We start from the raw sequence: 17603 nt of genomic DNA on the forward strand, positions 1-17603 counted from the left end.
TCTTTGCGGGTCTGCTTACGCTTGCCTGCGTACTCGGCGTCAGCGAAGGTCATCTGTTTCATCGGAAAACTCGGCGGGTGGAGTCCTGGTATTTTGCCAAAATCAGGAAGTCTTCTTCAGAATTTCCCTAGCCTGCTCGCGATGGCGGTTTATCAGTCGACATCAATGTTGAAGGTGATGGTCTTTTCGCGAGCAGGTTCGCTCCTGCACGGGCCTGGTGCAGGCCCGCAAAATCTCGGACACAAGGATTTTCAATGCTCGCCCTGCCATGGACGCTTCTGGCCCTTCTTTCCCTCGGTTACGGCATGGCGCTGGCTTACGGCCACCTCAGTGGATTCGCGGGAATCTCTGTCGCATTGCTCCTCATTGCCGGCCTTGCCGTTCGCCAGCAAAAACTCCCGTTTGGCCGCTATCTTGGTCACAGCCTGTTCATCTTCCTGGCCCTGGCCTTGGCGATGCACTGGTTACCGGGCTTCTATAACGGTCGCGTGATCCCACCCCAGCGTTTTACCGAAGATGCCGTTACGTTTGCCATGCAACTGAATCTGGACAAGCCACTGATCGGGTTTTGGTTGTTGATCGCCTGTCCCTGGATTGTCTCCCGACGTTCACTGCGGGTTTCCCTCTCTGCAACTGTCGTGGCGCTCTCCTTGAGCGTCGTCCTCGCGCTCGGGGGCGCGATGTTGCTGGGTGTCATCAATTGGGCGCCTAAATGGCCGGACCACGCCTGGTTATGGCTGCTGAACAATCTGCTCTTGGTAACGCTGGTCGAAGAAGCGCTGTTCCGCGGCTACATTCAGGGCGGATTAAGCCGGTGCATGAAACATCTGCCCCAGGGCGAAAACCTTGCTTTGCTACTGGCAGCATTGATCTTCGGCCTGGCCCATGCAGGGGCAGGATGGCATTGGGTGCTGCTGGCAACACTGGCCGGTGTGGGTTACGGCCTGGCCTACCGTTTTGGCGGATTGGCTGCGGCCATTGCCACTCATTTTGGCTTGAACCTGCTGCACTTCGGCCTGTTCACCTATCCGATGCTCGCTCGCTGACGCAAGGGTCATTTTGCGACGCACTGCCGATTATCAAAAAATAACCTCAATAAATGCCGGGAGATGCCGATACAGCGCTTGAAAGCCTTGCGGATTAAATATGCCATGCGTAACAACCAGCCCATTACACAACGCGAACGGACCTTCCCGGCTCAGCAGCGGTTGATTTCCACCACCGATGCCAAGGGTGTGATCACCTACTGTAACGACGCATTCGTCGAAATCAGCGGGTTTTCACGTGAGGAACTGATCCGTGCGCCGCACAACCTGGTGCGTCACCCTGACGTCCCGTCGGCGGTCTTCGCGCACATGTGGGGCACACTCAAACAAGGCTTGCCATGGATGGGCATCGTCAAGAATCGCTGCAAGACCGGCGACCATTACTGGGTCAATGCCTACGTCACGCCGGTTTTCGATGGCAATCAGGTAATCGGTTACGAGTCGGTCCGGGTCAAGCCCACCGCCGAACAGATCCGCCGTGCCGAAGCGCTCTACCAACGCATCAACCAGGGCAAGTCAGCCATTCCCTCCTCGGATAAATGGCTGCCGGTTCTGCAGGACTGGCTGCCGTTCATTCTGGTCAGCCAACTGAGCTTCATGATTGGCGCGTCGCTCAACTCCCACTGGGGCTTCGCCCTGGCGGCCGGCCTCTCGGTGCCGCTGGGCCTGATGGGCCTGAGCTGGCAACAGCGTGGCCTCAAGCGGTTGTTGCGCCTGGCTGAGCAGACCACGTCTGACCCGCTGATTGCGCAGATGTACACCGACAGCCGTGGCGCCCAGGCGCGTCTGGAGATGTCAATCCTCAGCCAGGAAGCACGTCTGAAGACCTGCCTGACCCGTCTGCAGGACACCGCCGAACACCTGACCGATCAGGCCAGACAGTCCGACGCCCTGGCGCACAAAAGCTCCAGCGGCCTGGAGCGTCAACGCGTCGAGACCGAGCAAGTGGCGACCGCCGTCAATCAGATGGCCGCGACCACTCAGGAAGTCGCCAGCCATGTGCAGCGCACCGCCGATGCCACTCAGGAAGCCAATCGCCTGACCGGCCGTGGTCGTGACATTGCCGGGGAAACCCGCGAAGCCATCCAGCGCCTGTCGGTGGTGGTCGGTGAAACCGGCCAGACCGTGACCCAACTGGCCAAGGACAGCAACGAAATCGGTGGCGTGGTCGATGTGATCAAAGGCATCGCTGACCAGACCAACCTGCTGGCGCTGAACGCCGCCATCGAAGCTGCCCGTGCCGGTGAGATGGGTCGCGGCTTTGCGGTGGTTGCCGACGAAGTTCGTCAGCTGGCGCAACGCACCACCGAATCCACCGGGCAGATTCACGCCCTGATCGCCAAACTCCAGCAAACCGCCGGCACCGCCGTACAAACCATGGAAGCCGGGCATCGCCAGGCGGAAGAAGGTGTGGCGCGGGTGCTGGAAGCGGATCAGGCGCTGGTGGGGATCAGCGAGGCGGTGGCCAACATCACCGACATGACCACCCAGATCGCCGCTGCGACCGAAGAACAAAGTGCCGTGGCCGAAGAGATCAGCCGCAACATCAGCAACATTTCGGAACTGGCGGACCAGACCTCGGAACAGGCGCAGAACTCGGCGTTGTTGAGTGAAGAACTGACCCGCACGGCGAATACCCAGTACTCGTTGGTGGAACGGTTTAACCGCTAGGCCTTGATACCGCCATCGCTGGCAAGCCAGCTCCTACAGAGACCGCAATCCCCTGTAGGAGCTGGCTTGCCAGCGATGAGGCCCTGACTGCTGGCGAAAACTTTACTGAATAAACACCGCGACTTCCCCCGCCACTGACCAAAACACGATACTGCCTGGAAGGCCGCCTTCGCTGGCAAGCCAGCTCAGAAACGCTGCAACCTTCTGCGCCGCAGCCGCCAAATGCTGCTCATGGGTAAACCCGGAAACCTTCAACGGTTTCAAATCATGATCCCCCGCCACCAGCCAGAACACCTCGATACTCGGCGATAGCGCATAACCCTCGACCGCCTCGCGATTGCCCAGCGCATCCCGCTCGCCTTGCACGATCAATGTCCGGGTTTTCAGGGAAGCCAAATGCTCGACCCGCGGTTTCTCCGGCTTGCCCACGGCATAAAACGGATAACCCAGGCACACCAACGCATCCGCCTTCAATTCATCGGCCAGCAAACTGGCCATCCGCCCGCCCATGGACTTGCCGCCAATGGCCAGCAACCCAGTGACATGGCGTCGCACCTGGGCATACACCTCGCGCCAGCATTCCAGCAGTTTCGGGGCCGGATTCGGTGGGCGTTTACTGCCGTCGACACGCCGCTGCGCCATGTACGGAAACTCGAAGAGCAACACGTTCACGCCTTGTGCCGCGAGGCGTGCAGCCATGTCGCTCATCCAGCTACTGTCCATCGGTGCGCCGGCGCCGTGGGCAAGAATCAGCGTCGCCGAAGCCTTGCCGGCAGCGGCATTCCACAGCCATCCATGATCCTGCACGCACTGCGCCCATTGATCCCCGTCAATACTGGCCTTGTGCTGTTTGTCCATGCTTGCCTCGCTTTTAGTCTGCCTATAACTCCAGGCGAAGGATGCGCCGTTTGCGCTCACTTCGGCTGAACCGTGGATGGGGAACCATGAACACTTCTATCAGTACCGCCTACAACTACAAGGTGGTCCGCCAATTCGCCATTATGACGGTGGTGTGGGGCATCGTCGGCATGGGGCTCGGGGTTTTTCTCGCGGCCCAGTTGGTCTGGCCCGAACTCAACTTCAATTTGCCGTGGACCAGCTTCGGCCGCTTGCGCCCGCTGCACACCAATGCGGTGATCTTCGCCTTTGGCGGCTGCGCACTCTTCGCCAGTTCGTTTTATTCGGTGCAACGCACCTGCCAGACTCAACTGTTCGCGCCGAAAATCGCCGCGTTCTGCTTCTGGGGCTGGCAACTGGTGATTCTATTGGCAGCGATCAGCCTGCCGCTGGGCTACACCAGTTCCAAGGAATACGCCGAGCTGGAATGGCCGATCGACATCCTGATCACCATCGTCTGGGTCGCCTACGCCGTCGTGTTCTTCGGCACGATCATGAAGCGCAAGACCAAGCACATTTATGTGGGTAACTGGTTCTTTGGCGCGTTCATCGTCACCGTGGCGATCCTGCATATCGTCAACAACATGGAACTGCCGGTCAGCTTCACCAAGTCCTACTCGCTCTACTCCGGCGCCACCGACGCGATGGTGCAGTGGTGGTACGGGCACAACGCCGTGGGCTTTTTCCTCACCGCCGGTTTCCTCGGGATGATGTACTACTTCGTGCCGAAACAGGCCGAGCGTCCGGTGTACTCCTATCGCCTGTCGATCGTGCACTTCTGGGCGCTGATCACCCTGTACATCTGGGCCGGTCCGCACCACTTGCACTACACCGCGCTGCCAGACTGGGCGCAATCGCTGGGCATGGTGATGTCGCTGGTCCTGCTGGCACCGAGCTGGGGCGGCATGATCAACGGCATGATGACCCTGTCGGGCGCCTGGCATAAGTTGCGCAGCGACCCGATCCTGCGCTTCCTTGTGGTGTCGCTGGCGTTCTACGGCATGTCGACCTTCGAAGGGCCGATGATGGCGATCAAGACCGTGAACGCCCTCTCCCACTACACCGACTGGACCATCGGCCACGTACACGCCGGTGCGCTCGGCTGGGTGGCGATGATTTCCATCGGCGCGCTGTATCACATGATCCCGAAAGTCTTCGGTCGCGAGCAGATGCACAGCATCGGCCTGATCAACGCGCACTTCTGGCTCGCCACCATCGGCACCGTTCTGTACATCGCCTCGATGTGGGTCAACGGCATCGCCCAGGGCCTGATGTGGCGTGCAGTGAACGAAGACGGCACGCTGACCTACTCCTTCGTCGAGACGCTGGTGGCCAGTCACCCTGGCTTCGTCGTGCGACTGGTGGGCGGCGCGATCTTCCTCAGCGGCATGTTCCTGATGGCCTACAACACCTGGCGCACCGTGCGGGCCTCGCAGCCTGCCGAAGCCGCCGCTGCCGCGCAGATGGTCTGAGGAGTCCGCCATGAAACACGAAACTATCGAGAAAAACGTCGGCCTGTTGCTGCTGCTGATGATCCTGGCGGTGAGCATTGGCGGTCTGACCCAGATCGTCCCGCTGTTCTTCCAGGACGTGACCAATAAACCAGTGGAAGGCATGAAGCCCTACACCGCGCTGCAATTGGAAGGTCGCGATATCTATATCCGCGAAGGCTGCGTCGGCTGTCACTCGCAGATGATCCGCCCGTTCCGCGCCGAGACCGAGCGCTACGGCCACTACTCGGTGGCCGGCGAAAGCGTCTGGGATCACCCGTTCCTGTGGGGCTCGAAACGCACCGGTCCGGACCTGGCCCGTGTCGGCGCGCGCTACTCCGATGACTGGCACCGCGCGCACTTGTACAACCCGCGCAACGTCGTGCCCGAGTCGAAGATGCCGGCCTACCCATGGCTGGTGGCCAACCCGGTCGACAGCAGTCATACCGAAACCAAGATCAAGGCCATGCGCACTTTGGGCGTGCCGTACACCGACGAAGACATCAGCGGCGCCGTCGCTTCGCTCAAGGGCAAAAGCGAGATGGATGCCCTGGTCGCCTACCTGCAAGTGCTCGGCACTGCCATCAAGAGCAAGAGGTGAGCAATGTTTGAATTGAGCACCGGCATGATCCGCGGCCTTGGCACCGTCGTCGTGTTCGTCGCGTTCATCGGCCTGACCCTTTGGGTGTTCAACGGCAAGCGCGGCCCGGAATTCGCCGAAGCACGCCTGCTGCCCTTCGCCGACGAGCCGCAACCCGACACCACTGAACAACCTGCGACAAGGAGTACCCGGTCATGACCACCTTCTGGAGTACGTGGATCTGCGTACTGACCATCGGCAGCCTGATCGGCCTGACCTGGCTGCTGCTCAGCACCCGCAAGGGCGAAACCAAGGGCAGTGTCGACCAGACCATGGGCCACAGCTTCGACGGCATCGAGGAGTACGACAATCCATTGCCGCAATGGTGGTTCATGCTGTTCGTGGGCACCCTGGTGTTTGCCGTCGGTTACCTGATCCTTTATCCGGGCCTGGGCAACTGGAAAGGCATCCTCCCCGGTTATGAAAACGGCTGGACCGGCGTGCACGAGTGGGAAAAGGAAATGGCCAAGGCCGACGCGAAGTTCGGGCCGATCTTCGCCAAATTCTCCGCCATGCCCCTGGAAGAAGTCGCCAAAGACCCGCAAGCGCTGAAAATGGGCGGCCGCCTGTTCGCCTCCAACTGCTCGGTGTGCCACGGCTCGGATGCCAAGGGTGCATACGGCTTCCCCAACCTGACCGACAGCGACTGGCGCTGGGGCGGTAGTCCGGAAACCATCAAGACCACCATTATGGGTGGGCGGGTGGCCGCCATGCCGGCCTGGGGTGAAATCCTCGGTGAAGACGGCGTCAAGAACGTTGCCGCCTATGTTCGCCATGACCTGGCCGGCCTGCCGCTGCCTGCCGACAGCAAGGCTGACCTGCAAGCAGGCCAGCAGGCGTTCAACACCACGTGCGTCGCTTGTCACGGGGCCAAAGGCCAGGGCACTGAAGCGATGGGCGCGCCAAAACTGACGCACCCCGGCGGTTTCATCTACGGCACCGGCCTGACGCAGCTTGAACAAACGATTCGTCATGGCCGTCAGGGCCATATGCCGGCGCAGAACGAACTGCTCGGCAACGATAAGGTGCAGTTGCTGGCCGCCTACGTTTACAGCTTGTCTCATGCTGCCGGTTCCGAGCATTTGCTGGCGGAGGACAAAGCCGAATAAATCCTGACCGCTCTACTGCCGCATTCATCCGGATGCGGCAGCTCCGCCTCCCTTTGCGACGCATTGTCGCACCCTCATTGCATCTTCCTTTCGGTTCACCGGATTCGGGTCTAAGCTTGCTCCGATGCGGACCGGCGAGCACCGGTTGCAGGTCGACCTTAACCGATGTGTTCAATGCTTCTGCCCGATGACAGGCCGCAAAGGCCGGGAATACCGGCTATCGCGCCAATTGCCGTCGGTCAACCGGCCGTTGCGTTTGAACACACCCCGTTACATGCGACCTGAACCCCTCGCCTATTTCCTCCGCGAAGACATTTTGCCCTTGGGCAATTTTGTCCTTACGCGGCGCATGGAAAGGCCGCAGAATCAGCATTTGAAAGCATTGACCCACGTCATGGCGCGTTGCAATGACCCCCTGCTTTCTCCATACTTGCGGCCGATTTTTAATCCTAATAAAACACCCAAACCGTGGAACCTTAGAATGAGCACAGCAATCAGTCCGACTGCTTATAACTATAAGGTAGTCCGCCAGTTCGCCATCATGACGGTGGTCTGGGGGATCCTTGGCATGGGGCTCGGTGTCTTCATCGCCTCGCAACTGGTCTGGCCGGAGTTGAACTTCGGTCTGCCATGGACGAGCTTTGGACGCCTGCGCCCGTTGCACACCAACCTGGTGATTTTCGCCTTCGGTGGATGTGCACTGTTTGCCACTTCTTATTACGTCGTGCAGCGAACCTGCCAAACGCGACTGATTTCCGACAGCCTCGCGGCCTTCACCTTCTGGGGATGGCAAGCGGTGATCGTCGGTGCTGGTATCTCCTTGCCGCTGGGTTACACCACCAGCAAGGAATACGCCGAACTGGAATGGCCCCTGGCTATCCTGCTGGCCATTGTCTGGGTTACCTACGCTTTGGTGTTCTTCGGCACCATCGTCAAGCGCAAGACCAAGCACATTTATGTCGGTAACTGGTTCTACGGTGCCTTCATCCTCGTGACGGCGATGCTGCACATCGTCAACCACATATCGCTGCCGGTCAGCCTGTTCAAGTCCTACTCGGCCTACGCCGGTGCGACTGACGCGATGATCCAGTGGTGGTACGGCCACAACGCCGTGGGCTTCTTCCTGACCACCGGCTTCCTGGGGATGATGTACTACTTCGTGCCGAAACAGGCCGAGCGTCCGATCTACTCCTATCGCCTGTCCATCGTGCACTTCTGGGCGCTGATCACCCTGTACATCTGGGCCGGTCCGCACCACCTGCACTACACCGCTCTGCCGGATTGGGCTCAGTCCCTGGGCATGGCGATGTCGATCATCCTGCTGGCTCCGAGCTGGGGCGGCATGATCAACGGCATGATGACCCTGTCGGGCGCCTGGCATAAGCTGCGCACCGACCCGATCCTGCGCTTCCTGGTGGTGTCCCTGGCGTTCTACGGCATGTCGACCTTCGAAGGTCCGATGATGGCGATCAAGACCGTGAACTCCCTGTCGCACTACACCGACTGGACCATCGGCCACGTACACGCCGGTGCCTTGGGCTGGGTTGCGATGATCTCGATCGGCGCGGTCTACCACATGATCCCGAAACTGTTCGGTCGTGCGCAGATGCACAGCACCGGCCTGATCAACACCCACTTCTGGCTCGCGACCATCGGTACCGTGCTCTACATCGCTTCGATGTGGGTCAACGGCATTACCCAGGGCCTGATGTGGCGTGCAATCAACGATGACGGCACCCTCACCTACTCGTTCGTCGAAGCGCTGCAAGCCAGCCACCCTGGTTTCATCGTTCGCGCCCTGGGTGGTGCGTTCTTTGCCGCCGGCATGCTGTTCATGGCCTACAACGTATTCCGCACCGTACGTGCCTCGAACCCGGCTGATGCCAAAGCCGCCGAACAGATTGCCGTAGTTGGAGCTCACTGATGAAGCATGAAGCAGTCGAGAAGAATATTGGCCTGCTGGCCTTCTTCATGGTCATCGCCGTCAGCATCGGCGGCCTGACCCAGATCGTTCCGCTGTTTTTCCAGGATGTCACCAACAAGCCGGTCGAAGGCATGAAGCCTCGCACCGCCCTTGAACTGGAAGGCCGGGACGTTTACATCGCCAACGGTTGTGTCGGCTGCCACTCGCAGATGATCCGTCCGTTCCGTGCTGAAACCGAACGCTACGGCCACTACTCGGTCGCCGGTGAAAGCGTCTGGGACCACCCGTTCCTGTGGGGTTCCAAGCGTACCGGTCCGGACCTGGCCCGTGTCGGCGGTCGTTACTCCGATGACTGGCAGCGTGCGCACTTGTACAACCCGCGCAACGTGGTGCCTGAGTCGAAAATGCCGGCGTACCCGTTCCTCGTGGAAAACAAGCTCGACGGCAAAGACACCGCCAAGAAAATGGAAGTCTTGCGCACGCTCGGCGTCCCTTACACCGACGAAGACATCGCCGGTGCCAAGGATGCTGTGAAGGGCAAAACCGAAATGGACGCGCTGGTGGCCTATCTGCAAGGCCTGGGCACCATCATCAAAAGCAAACGGTGATTTAGATGGATATCGGGATGATTCGTGGCCTGGGCACCGTTGTTGTGATGGTGGCCTTCATCGGTCTGGCGTTGTGGGTATTCAGCCCCAAGCGCAAGTCGGAGTTTGAAGACGCGACCTTGCTGCCTTTCGCGGATGATCCCGAAGCCATCAAGCACGTCGAGCAAGCTTCTAGGAGTAACAAAGAATGACTACGTTCTGGAGTCTGTACGTCACAGTCCTCAGTCTGGGTACCATCTTCGCCCTGACCTGGCTGCTGTTGTCGACCCGCAAGGGGCAACGCAGCGAACAGACAGATGAGACGGTTGGCCACTCCTTCGACGGTATCGAGGAGTACGACAACCCGCTGCCGAAATGGTGGTTCATGCTGTTCGTCGGCACCATCATCTTCGCACTGGGCTACCTGGCGCTGTATCCGGGCCTGGGTAACTGGAAAGGCCTGCTGCCGGGTTACGGCTACCTCGATAACGAGAAGCAGACCCCGTTCGCCAACGGCCAGAGCGGCTGGACCGGCGTTCACGAGTGGGAAAAGGAAATGGCCAAGTCGGACGCCAAGTTCGGTCCGATCTTCGCCAAATTCGCTGCCATGCCAATCGAAGAAGTGGCCAAGGATCCGCAAGCCTTGAAGATGGGTGGCCGTCTGTTCGCCTCCAACTGCTCGGTTTGCCACGGTTCCGACGCCAAGGGCGCTTATGGCTTCCCTAACCTGACCGACGCCGACTGGCGCTGGGGCGGCGACACGCAAGCCATCAAGACCACCATCATGGGTGGCCGCCACGCGGTCATGCCGGCGTGGGCTGAAGTGATCGGCGAGCAAGGCGTTGCCGACGTGTCTGCGTTTGTCCTGACCAACCTCGATGGGCGCAAGCTGCCTGAAGGCGCCAAGGCTGATCCGGTTGCCGGCCAGAAGCTGTTCGCTGCCAACTGCGTCGCGTGCCACGGCCCACAAGGCAAAGGCACTCCGGCCATGGGCGCACCTGACCTGACTCACCCGGGCGCGTTCATCTACGGTTCGAGCTTCGCTCAACTGCAGCAGACCATCCGTTACGGCCGTCAGGGCCAGATGCCTGCGCAAGAAGCCATGCAAGGTAACGACAAGGTTCACCTGCTGGCCGCTTACGTCTACAGCCTGTCTCACGGTGAGAAAGCTGCGGCGGAAGATGCCAAATAAGGCAAACGCTTGAAGCAACAAAAAACGGCCCCGCCAGGTAACTGACGGGGCCGTTTTCATTTCCACCTGGAACTGGCTTTCAATTAATAAAACATTTATCGAACGCCACACCGAAACAAACACTATCAATACAAACACAACACACCCTAGCGCCTGCAAGCGCACACCCCTACAGTCAAATCCGCGGAATATCAGAAATAAAAACCCATTATTCATAGAAAAGGATTTCCATGAAAAACCCAATCAATTTGAAATTTTTACCCGTCTTGTTGTTTGCCTACGGCGTATCGATCATGCATTCATTTGCCGCAGATACACCTCCTGCCCACATCGTATTTGCTGCGAGCCCGAAATACCCTTCCAGTGAAACTTCCGACAACGGCGAATCAGAATCCACCGCCGATACGGAGACCCGCTCCCGATGGCTGATCGATGCGCAATACACCAGCATTGCCGATTTCCGCATGCAATCGGGCGGGCATGCCGCCGTTCCCGTCATGATCAACGGCAACCTGACCAGCACAGGCCAATCCAGTGAGCGCGCCTACATCAAAACGGTGTTGCAGAAGACACTGAACAACGCCTACGACTACGGCTTGGGCAATCACGATTACAGCTTTAATGCCGATACTTGTTCCAGTTGCGCAGCCGGCAGTGTCGATGACCTCAAGGAACGTTACTGGGGAAAGATCCAGAACATGGACCTTGCGGCCCAGGCCTCCGGCCTGACGAAAACCTGGTATGGAAGCCTGGCTTACTCCCGGGACTTCGGTGATGTTCACCTGATTCAGTTGCATAACCAACCAACCTATTCGGTGAATTTTTCCACGCAGTCCTTATTCAACACGACAGCTTACGAAATCACTCCGTCCCTAGACTGGCTGGAACGTGATCTGCGGCAGGCGCGCTCACAAGGAAAAATCATTCTGCTGAATTTGCACCAGGCGTTTCACTGGCCAACCAGGGAGACTGAAATCATTCGTTTCAAAAAGCTGATTGATGATTATGGCGTCACCGCCGTGTTCTCCTCCGATGCGAACAAGCAGCACGGAATGTACCCGCCCAACTATATCTACAGCGATGTGCCGCTGTTCACGAGTGGCTCGGCAGCCCGAAAAACCTGGTTGTACGCAAAGATCTCTGACGACAGAACACAACTGACGGTCAATGTCGTCGCCGACAACGATTGGCGCAATCCTGTCGCCCGCCATACCATCGCCGTCAGGTAAGACGTCCAGCGACGCCAATGGATACCTGATTGGCGTCGTTACCTGCGGTTCGACGGCTATACTCGACAAGTCAATTGACCTGCATCATGTTTTGTTACATCTGCTACACCATCCATTGTTTTTCCCCAACGCGACCAAAGGTCGCACCCTCGAGCTAGAGCGACAGGCGTATCATTGCGCCACTGTAACCCCCCTTTTTGACCGCGGTTGGCACGTACTGGCCGGGGCAATTTTTCCACTGCCGTGGGATGCAACTGATGAGCAACCAGATTCCGGTACACGACGTCACTCCACCCAACAAGAACGCGAACAACAGCGTCGATCTCTACGCCTCTCGGGAAAAAATCTACACCCGCGCCTTCACCGGCCTGTTCCGCAACCTGCGGATGACGGGCGGTGCCGTGCTGTTTCTGCTGTATTTCGGTACGGTCTGGCTGAACTGGGGTGGCCATCAAGCCGTCTGGTGGAACCTGCCAGAGCGCAAGTTCTTCATCTTCGGTGCAACCTTCTGGCCCCAGGACTTCATCCTGCTGTCTGGCATGCTGATCATCGCCGCGTTTGGCCTGTTCTTCATCACGGTGTACGCCGGGCGGGTCTGGTGCGGCTACACCTGCCCGCAAAGTGTGTGGACCTGGATCTTCATGTGGTGCGAAAAGGTCACCGAAGGCGACCGCAACCAGCGCATCAAACTCGACAAGGCGCCCATGAGCGCCAACAAGATAGTGCGCAAGCTCAGCAAGCACACAATGTGGCTGCTGATCGGCTTCGTGACCGGCATGACTTTCGTCGGCTATTTCTCGCCGATCCGCGAACTGGTGATCGAATTCTTCACCGGCCAGGCCGATGGCTGGTCGTACTTCTGGGTCGGTTTCTTCACCCTCGCCACCTATGGCAACGCGGGCTGGCTGCGTGAGCAGGTGTGCATCTACATGTGTCCGTACGCACGCTTCCAGAGCGTGATGTTCGACAAGGACACCCTGATCGTGTCCTACGACCCGCGCCGTGGCGAAAGCCGTGGCCCGCGCAAGAAAGGCATCGACTACAAGGCCCAGGGCCTGGGTGATTGCATCGATTGCACCATGTGCGTCCAGGTCTGCCCGACCGGTATCGACATCCGTGACGGCCTGCAAATCGAATGCATCGGTTGCGCCGCCTGCATCGATGCCTGCGACGCGATCATGGACAAGATGGAATACCCGCGCGGCCTCATCAGCTACACCACCGAACACAACCTGTCCGGGCAGAAAACCCATAAACTGCGTCCGCGCCTGATCGGCTATGCCGTGGTGTTGCTGGCGATGATCAGTTTGCTGGCCACGGCCTTCGTCATGCGTTCGCTGGTGGGTTTCGACGTCAGCAAGGACCGCGTGCTGTACCGCGAGAACGCCGAAGGCCGGATCGAAAACGTCTACAGCCTGAAAATCATGAACAAGGACCAGCGCGACCACACCTACATCCTCGAAGCCTCGGGCCTGCCGGATCTCAAAATGCAGGGCCGGCGCGAGATCAAGGTCGCGGCCGGCGAGATTGTCAGCCAGCCTGCCGAGTTGTCGGTCGCACCGGAAAAACTGCCGTCGAGCACCAACGAGGTGAAATTCATCCTCAAGGATGCCGATGACGACAGCGTCCACATTGAAGCCAAGAGCCGGTTCATCGGCCCACAAAATCGTTAAGAGAACTGATCATGCCCGCAGCAACTGCCGCAAGTCCCTGGTACAAGCACCTCTGGCCGTGGATCATCATCGGGATCCTGGCCTGCTCGGTGACCCTGACCTTGTCCATGGTGACCATTGCGGTGAATAACCCGGACAACCTGGTCAACGACAACTATTACGAAGCCGGCAAAGGCATCAACCGCTCCCTCGACCGTGAACTGCTGGCACAGACCCTGCTGATGCGCGCCAGCGTGCACCTGGATGGCGTGACCGGCGAAGTCGACCTGCACCTGAGCGGCAACAGCCAGCCCAAAACCCTGGAACTCAACCTGATTTCGCCGACCCAGCCAGAGAAGGATCGCAAGATCATCCTGACCCGCAGTGAAACCGAACAGGGCCGTTACATCGGCCAGTTGAGCGACAAGATCGAAGGCCGTCGCTTTATCGAATTGCTCGGTACCCAGGACGACCATATCTGGCGCATGTTCGAAGAAGAGCTGGTCAGCCATGACAAGGATCTGTTGCTCGGTGACGAACCCCTTCAGGGCGCCGAAGATCTGAAGAAATAAAGCCGCGCTTCGCGCATCGCCGGCGAGCCGGCTCCTACAGAATCACGCGAACTCTGTAGGAGCCGGCTTGCCGGCGATGAGGCCCTCCTGAACGATGTAGACTCCACTTCATGACCACCCCAACCCCCTGCTACCACTGCGCCCTGCCCGTCCCGGCCGGCAGCCGCTTCACCGCCGTCGTGTTCGGGCAGGCCCGCGAATTCTGCTGCCCGGGTTGCCAGGCCGTGGCCGAAGCCATTGTTGCCGGCGGCCTGGAAAGCTATTACCAGCACCGCAGCGAAGCCTCGGCCAACCCACAGGCATTGCCGGTGCAACTGGTGGACGAGCTGGCGCTGTACGACCGCGCCGACGTGCAAAAGCCCTTTGTCCGCCACGAAGGCGAACTCGCTGAAACCACCCTGCTGATGGAAGGCATCAGTTGCGCCGCCTGCGGCTGGCTGATCGAGAAGCACCTGCGCACCTTGCCGGCCGTCGCCGAAGCACGCTTGAACCTGTCCAACCATCGCCTGCATGTACGCTGGACCGACGCGCAACTGCCCCTGAGCCAGATCCTCAGCGAGCTGCGTCACATCGGTTACGCCGCCCACCCCTACCAGGCCGACCGCGCCAGTGAACAACTGGCCAGCGAAAACCGCCTGGCCCTGCGTCAACTCGGGGTGGCCGGGTTGTTGTGGTTCCAGGCGATGATGGCGACCATGGCCACCTGGCCGGAATTCAACATCGACCTCAGCCCGGAATTGCACACGATCCTGCGCTGGGTCGCGCTGTTCCTCACCACGCCGATTGTGTTCTACAGCTGCGCGCCGTTCTTCAAGGGCGCCATGCGCGACTTGCGCACCCGCCATCTCACGATGGACGTTTCGGTGTCGCTGGCCATCGGCAGCGCCTACATTGCGGGGATCTGGACCTCGATCACCGGGGTCGGCGAGCTGTATTTCGACGCCGTGGGCATGTTCGCGCTGTTCCTGCTGGCCGGGCGATACCTGGAGCGTCGCGCCCGTGAACGCACCGCCGCCGCCACGGCGCAACTGGTGAATCTGCTGCCCGCCTCGTGCCTGCGCCTGAGCTCCGACGGCCAGAGCGAGCGCATCCTGCTCAGCGAATTGCGCGTGGGAGATCAGGTGCTGGTGCATCCGGGCGCCATTCTGCCGGCCGACGGCAAGATCATCGATGGCCAATCCAGTGTCGACGAGTCACTGCTGACTGGCGAATACCTGCCGCAGCCTCGGACCCTCGGTGACTCTGTCACTGCCGGCACCCTGAACGTAGAAGGCGCTCTGACGGTCGAGGTCCAGGCGCTCGGCCAGGACACACGCCTGTCGGCCATCGTCCGCTTGCTGGATCGCGCTCAAGCGGAAAAACCACGACTGGCGGAAATCGCCGACCGCGCCGCGCAATGGTTTCTGTTGTTGTCGCTGATTGCCGCTGCCGCCATTGGCCTGTTGTGGTGGGAACTGGATGCCTCGCGGGCATTCTGGATTGTGTTGGCCATGCTGGTCGCGACCTGTCCGTGCGCGTTGTCGCTGGCCACGCCGACCGCCCTCACAGCCGCTACCGGCACCCTGCACAAACTCGGTTTATTGCTGACTCGCGGCCATGTGCTCGAAGGCTTGAACCAGATCGACACGGTAATTTTCGACAAGACCGGCACCCTCACCGAAGGTCGCCTGGCACTGCGCGCCATCCGGCCACTCGGCGCACTCGACAGCGATCAGTGCCTGAGTCTGGCCGCCGCGCTGGAAAACCGCTCAGAACACCCGATTGCCCGTGCGTTCGGCCGCGCGCCAACGGCCGCCGAAGAAGTCCACAGCACACCGGGACTTGGCCTCGAAGGCCTGGTGGACGGGCAACGCCTGCGTATCGGCCAACCCGGTTTTGTCTGCAAACTCAGCGGCGCCGACGAACCAGCGATGCCGGACGAAGCGGGCCAATGGCTGCTGCTCGGCGATAGCCACGGTCCACTGGCGTGGTTCGTTCTCGATGACCGCTTGCGTGCCGACGCCCCCGCACTGCTGGCGGCGTGCAAGGCGCGTGGCTGGCGTACGCTGCTGCTTTCTGGCGACAGTTCGCCGATGGTCGCCAGTGTCGCCGCCGAGCTCGGCATTGATGAAGCTCGGGGCGGATTGCGCCCGGACGACAAACTGCAAGTCCTGCAACAGCTGCACAAGGAAGGTCGCAAGGTGTTGATGCTCGGCGACGGGGTCAACGATGTGCCGGTGCTGGCGGCTGCCGACATCAGCGTTGCCATGGGTTCGGCCACCGACCTGGCGAAAACCAGCGCCGACGCCGTGCTGTTGTCCAACCGTCTCGATGCCCTGGTGCAAGCGTTCAGCCTGGCACGGCGCACCCGTCGGGTCATCATCGAGAACCTTCTTTGGGCCGCGCTGTACAATGGCCTCATGTTGCCGTTCGCGGCCCTCGGCTGGATCACGCCAGTGTGGGCTGCGGTCGGCATGTCCATCAGTTCGTTGACCGTGGTACTGAACGCCCTGCGCCTGACTCGCCTGCCGAGTGCGCCGGTAACCCAGGCCACGCCAGAAACCCGTCCGTTGCCGGCCTGAGCCGCGCGGGCATGGAGTCCAGATGCCAGCTCTTTACGTGATGATCCCGGCCGCACTGCTGATCGTGGCCATCGCCGTCTACATCTTCTTCTGGGCGGTCGACAGCGGCCAGTACGACGACCTCGACGGCCCGGCCCACAGCATCCTGTTCGACGATCAGGACCCGAAGCACACCGCTGCCGTTGATGAGGCCAGCGGTCACCCGGCCAAAGCGGACGACAAGGCACCGCCCCATGCTTGAACTGGCGCCACTGCTGGTGTCGGCGGTGATCCTCGGTTTGCTCGGCGGCGGCCATTGCCTTGGCATGTGCGGCGGCTTGATGGGCGCCTTGACTCTGGCGATCCCCAAGGAACAGCGCAGTCGGCGCTTTCGCCTGCTGCTGGCCTACAACCTGGGACGAATTCTGAGTTATGCCACCGCCGGATTGTTGATCGGCCTGGCAGGCTGGGCGCTCGCCAACAGCCCGGCGGCGATGTTCCTGCGCGTTCTCGCCGGACTGCTGTTGATCGCCATGGGCCTGTACCTCGCCGGATGGTGGAATGGACTGACCCGCATCGAAAGCCTTGGTCGCGGGCTGTGGCGACACATCCAGCCCGTGGCCAACAAGTTGCTGCCGGTCTCAAGCATTCCCCGCGCCTTGCTGCTGGGCGCTCTGTGGGGCTGGCTGCCTTGCGGCCTGGTTTACAGCACCCTGTTGTGGTCAGCCAGCCAGGGCAATGCGCTGGACAGTGCGTTGTTGATGCTTGCGTTCGGGCTCGGCACGTGGCCGGTGTTGCTGGCGACAGGCCTTGCCGCCGAAAGGGTGACGGCACTGTTGCGCAAACGCAGCGTGCGCATGACCGGTGGGTTGCTGGTGATGCTGTTCGGCATCTGGACATTGCCAGGCCCACATCAGCATTGGTTGATGGGGCACTGATTGTGGTGAGGGGGCTTGTCCCCGTTGGGCTGCGCAGCAGGCCCATCTCTTTGGGGCCGCTACGCGCCCCAGCGGGAGCAAGCTCCCTCACCACAAAAACCCATCACAGCCAATAA

General features: G+C 60.3%; 17 protein-coding genes. 16 read left to right on the forward strand and 1 reads right to left on the reverse strand.

All coding sequences use genetic code 11. The features are described from left to right. Positions 1-254 precede the first annotated feature (254 nt). Positions 255-1046, forward strand: coding sequence for a CPBP family intramembrane glutamic endopeptidase (locus CKW15_RS21715; RefSeq protein WP_095152675.1), 792 nt, complete (start codon positions 255-257; stop codon positions 1044-1046). Between the two features lie 105 nt (positions 1047-1151). Continuing rightward, on the forward strand, positions 1152-2717 hold the full coding sequence (locus tag CKW15_RS21720; RefSeq protein ID WP_095059443.1) for a PAS domain-containing methyl-accepting chemotaxis protein: 1566 nt from the start codon (positions 1152-1154) through the stop codon (positions 2715-2717). 102 nt (positions 2718-2819) lie between these two features. On the opposite strand, the gene CKW15_RS21725 is transcribed toward CKW15_RS21720, so the two are convergent. Then, entirely contained in the window at positions 2820-3575 is a 756-nt protein-coding gene (locus CKW15_RS21725; RefSeq protein WP_256583263.1) for an alpha/beta fold hydrolase, read from the reverse strand. Positions 3576-3661: 86 nt separating this feature from the next. Between CKW15_RS21725 and ccoN (CKW15_RS21730) the strand changes: the two genes are divergently transcribed. From ccoN (CKW15_RS21730) to CKW15_RS21795, 14 genes are all read left to right on the forward strand, one after another. Next, positions 3662-5086, forward strand: a complete 1425-nt coding sequence (gene ccoN, locus CKW15_RS21730) for a cytochrome-c oxidase, cbb3-type subunit I (protein WP_095059419.1) — start codon at positions 3662-3664, stop codon at positions 5084-5086. Positions 5087-5096: 10 nt separating this feature from the next. Continuing rightward, positions 5097-5705: a cytochrome-c oxidase, cbb3-type subunit II gene (gene ccoO / locus CKW15_RS21735; protein ID WP_008050390.1), complete on the forward strand. Its 609-nt coding sequence runs from the start codon at positions 5097-5099 to the stop codon at positions 5703-5705. A 3-nt stretch (positions 5706-5708) separates the two neighbouring features. Continuing rightward, positions 5709-5903 (forward strand): cbb3-type cytochrome c oxidase subunit 3, encoded by a 195-nt coding sequence (locus CKW15_RS21740; RefSeq protein ID WP_095059418.1) that lies wholly within the window; start codon positions 5709-5711, stop codon positions 5901-5903. Then, positions 5900-6853: a cytochrome-c oxidase, cbb3-type subunit III gene (gene ccoP / locus CKW15_RS21745; protein ID WP_095059417.1), complete on the forward strand. Its 954-nt coding sequence runs from the start codon at positions 5900-5902 to the stop codon at positions 6851-6853. Before CKW15_RS21740 ends, ccoP (CKW15_RS21745) begins: the two co-directional genes overlap by 4 nt. 481 nt (positions 6854-7334) lie before the next feature. Continuing rightward, positions 7335-8777: a cytochrome-c oxidase, cbb3-type subunit I gene (ccoN, locus tag CKW15_RS21750; protein WP_095059416.1), complete on the forward strand. Its 1443-nt coding sequence runs from the start codon at positions 7335-7337 to the stop codon at positions 8775-8777. Then, a complete protein-coding gene (ccoO, locus tag CKW15_RS21755; protein WP_009042961.1) occupies positions 8777-9385 on the forward strand; it encodes a cytochrome-c oxidase, cbb3-type subunit II in 609 nt (202 codons plus the stop codon). The genes ccoN (CKW15_RS21750) and ccoO (CKW15_RS21755) overlap by 1 nt, the downstream gene beginning before the upstream one ends. 5 nt (positions 9386-9390) lie before the next feature. Then, the gene (locus tag CKW15_RS21760; RefSeq protein WP_003175465.1) at positions 9391-9576 is read left to right on the forward strand and encodes a CcoQ/FixQ family Cbb3-type cytochrome c oxidase assembly chaperone; all 186 of its coding nucleotides are present in this window, start codon (positions 9391-9393) and stop codon (positions 9574-9576) included. Next, entirely contained in the window at positions 9573-10556 is a 984-nt protein-coding gene (ccoP, locus tag CKW15_RS21765) for a cytochrome-c oxidase, cbb3-type subunit III (protein WP_095152676.1), read from the forward strand. Before CKW15_RS21760 ends, ccoP (CKW15_RS21765) begins: the two co-directional genes overlap by 4 nt. A 230-nt stretch (positions 10557-10786) precedes the next feature. Next, on the forward strand, positions 10787-11785 hold the full coding sequence (locus CKW15_RS21770) for a phosphoesterase (RefSeq protein ID WP_256583264.1): 999 nt from the start codon (positions 10787-10789) through the stop codon (positions 11783-11785). 257 nt (positions 11786-12042) lie between these two features. Next, positions 12043-13458, forward strand: coding sequence for a cytochrome c oxidase accessory protein CcoG (ccoG, locus tag CKW15_RS21775; protein ID WP_095059414.1), 1416 nt, complete (start codon positions 12043-12045; stop codon positions 13456-13458). Positions 13459-13469: 11 nt separating this feature from the next. Beyond that, the gene (locus tag CKW15_RS21780; RefSeq protein ID WP_095152677.1) at positions 13470-14009 is read left to right on the forward strand and encodes a FixH family protein; all 540 of its coding nucleotides are present in this window, start codon (positions 13470-13472) and stop codon (positions 14007-14009) included. Between the two features lie 110 nt (positions 14010-14119). Beyond that, positions 14120-16570, forward strand: coding sequence for a heavy metal translocating P-type ATPase (locus tag CKW15_RS21785; RefSeq protein WP_095152678.1), 2451 nt, complete (start codon positions 14120-14122; stop codon positions 16568-16570). Positions 16571-16592: 22 nt separating this feature from the next. Continuing rightward, a complete protein-coding gene (ccoS, locus tag CKW15_RS21790) occupies positions 16593-16811 on the forward strand; it encodes a cbb3-type cytochrome oxidase assembly protein CcoS (RefSeq protein ID WP_095152679.1) in 219 nt (72 codons plus the stop codon). Next, positions 16804-17487 (forward strand): sulfite exporter TauE/SafE family protein, encoded by a 684-nt coding sequence (locus CKW15_RS21795; protein ID WP_095152680.1) that lies wholly within the window; start codon positions 16804-16806, stop codon positions 17485-17487. The genes ccoS and CKW15_RS21795 overlap by 8 nt, the downstream gene beginning before the upstream one ends. Positions 17488-17603 lie beyond the last annotated feature (116 nt).

Origin of the sequence: Pseudomonas sp. Irchel s3b5 (genome assembly GCF_900187435.1) — a bacterium.
Lineage (GTDB): Bacteria > Pseudomonadota > Gammaproteobacteria > Pseudomonadales > Pseudomonadaceae > Aquipseudomonas.

Excerpts from the sequence above, each read along its gene's own strand:
- CKW15_RS21770 (WP_256583264.1), top strand. The coding sequence starts at position 10,787 with ATGAAAAACCCAATCAATTTGAAATTTTTACCCGTCTTGTTGTTTGCC.
- CKW15_RS21720 (WP_095059443.1), top strand. The coding sequence starts at position 1,152 with ATGCGTAACAACCAGCCCATTACACAACGCGAACGGACCTTCCCGGCT.
- CKW15_RS21785 (WP_095152678.1), top strand. The coding sequence starts at position 14,120 with ATGACCACCCCAACCCCCTGCTACCACTGCGCCCTGCCCGTCCCGGCC.
- ccoP (WP_095152676.1), top strand. The coding sequence starts at position 9,573 with ATGACTACGTTCTGGAGTCTGTACGTCACAGTCCTCAGTCTGGGTACC.
- CKW15_RS21740 (WP_095059418.1), top strand. The coding sequence starts at position 5,709 with ATGTTTGAATTGAGCACCGGCATGATCCGCGGCCTTGGCACCGTCGTC.
- ccoN (WP_095059419.1), top strand. The coding sequence starts at position 3,662 with ATGAACACTTCTATCAGTACCGCCTACAACTACAAGGTGGTCCGCCAA.
- CKW15_RS21725 (WP_256583263.1), bottom strand. The coding sequence starts at position 3,575 with ATGGACAAACAGCACAAGGCCAGTATTGACGGGGATCAATGGGCGCAG.
- CKW15_RS21780 (WP_095152677.1), top strand. The coding sequence starts at position 13,470 with ATGCCCGCAGCAACTGCCGCAAGTCCCTGGTACAAGCACCTCTGGCCG.
- ccoS (WP_095152679.1), top strand. The coding sequence starts at position 16,593 with ATGCCAGCTCTTTACGTGATGATCCCGGCCGCACTGCTGATCGTGGCC.
- ccoN (WP_095059416.1), top strand. The coding sequence starts at position 7,335 with ATGAGCACAGCAATCAGTCCGACTGCTTATAACTATAAGGTAGTCCGC.
- ccoG (WP_095059414.1), top strand. The coding sequence starts at position 12,043 with ATGAGCAACCAGATTCCGGTACACGACGTCACTCCACCCAACAAGAAC.
- CKW15_RS21795 (WP_095152680.1), top strand. The coding sequence starts at position 16,804 with ATGCTTGAACTGGCGCCACTGCTGGTGTCGGCGGTGATCCTCGGTTTG.
- CKW15_RS21760 (WP_003175465.1), top strand. The coding sequence starts at position 9,391 with ATGGATATCGGGATGATTCGTGGCCTGGGCACCGTTGTTGTGATGGTG.
- ccoO (WP_009042961.1), top strand. The coding sequence starts at position 8,777 with ATGAAGCATGAAGCAGTCGAGAAGAATATTGGCCTGCTGGCCTTCTTC.
- ccoO (WP_008050390.1), top strand. The coding sequence starts at position 5,097 with ATGAAACACGAAACTATCGAGAAAAACGTCGGCCTGTTGCTGCTGCTG.
- CKW15_RS21715 (WP_095152675.1), top strand. The coding sequence starts at position 255 with ATGCTCGCCCTGCCATGGACGCTTCTGGCCCTTCTTTCCCTCGGTTAC.
- ccoP (WP_095059417.1), top strand. The coding sequence starts at position 5,900 with ATGACCACCTTCTGGAGTACGTGGATCTGCGTACTGACCATCGGCAGC.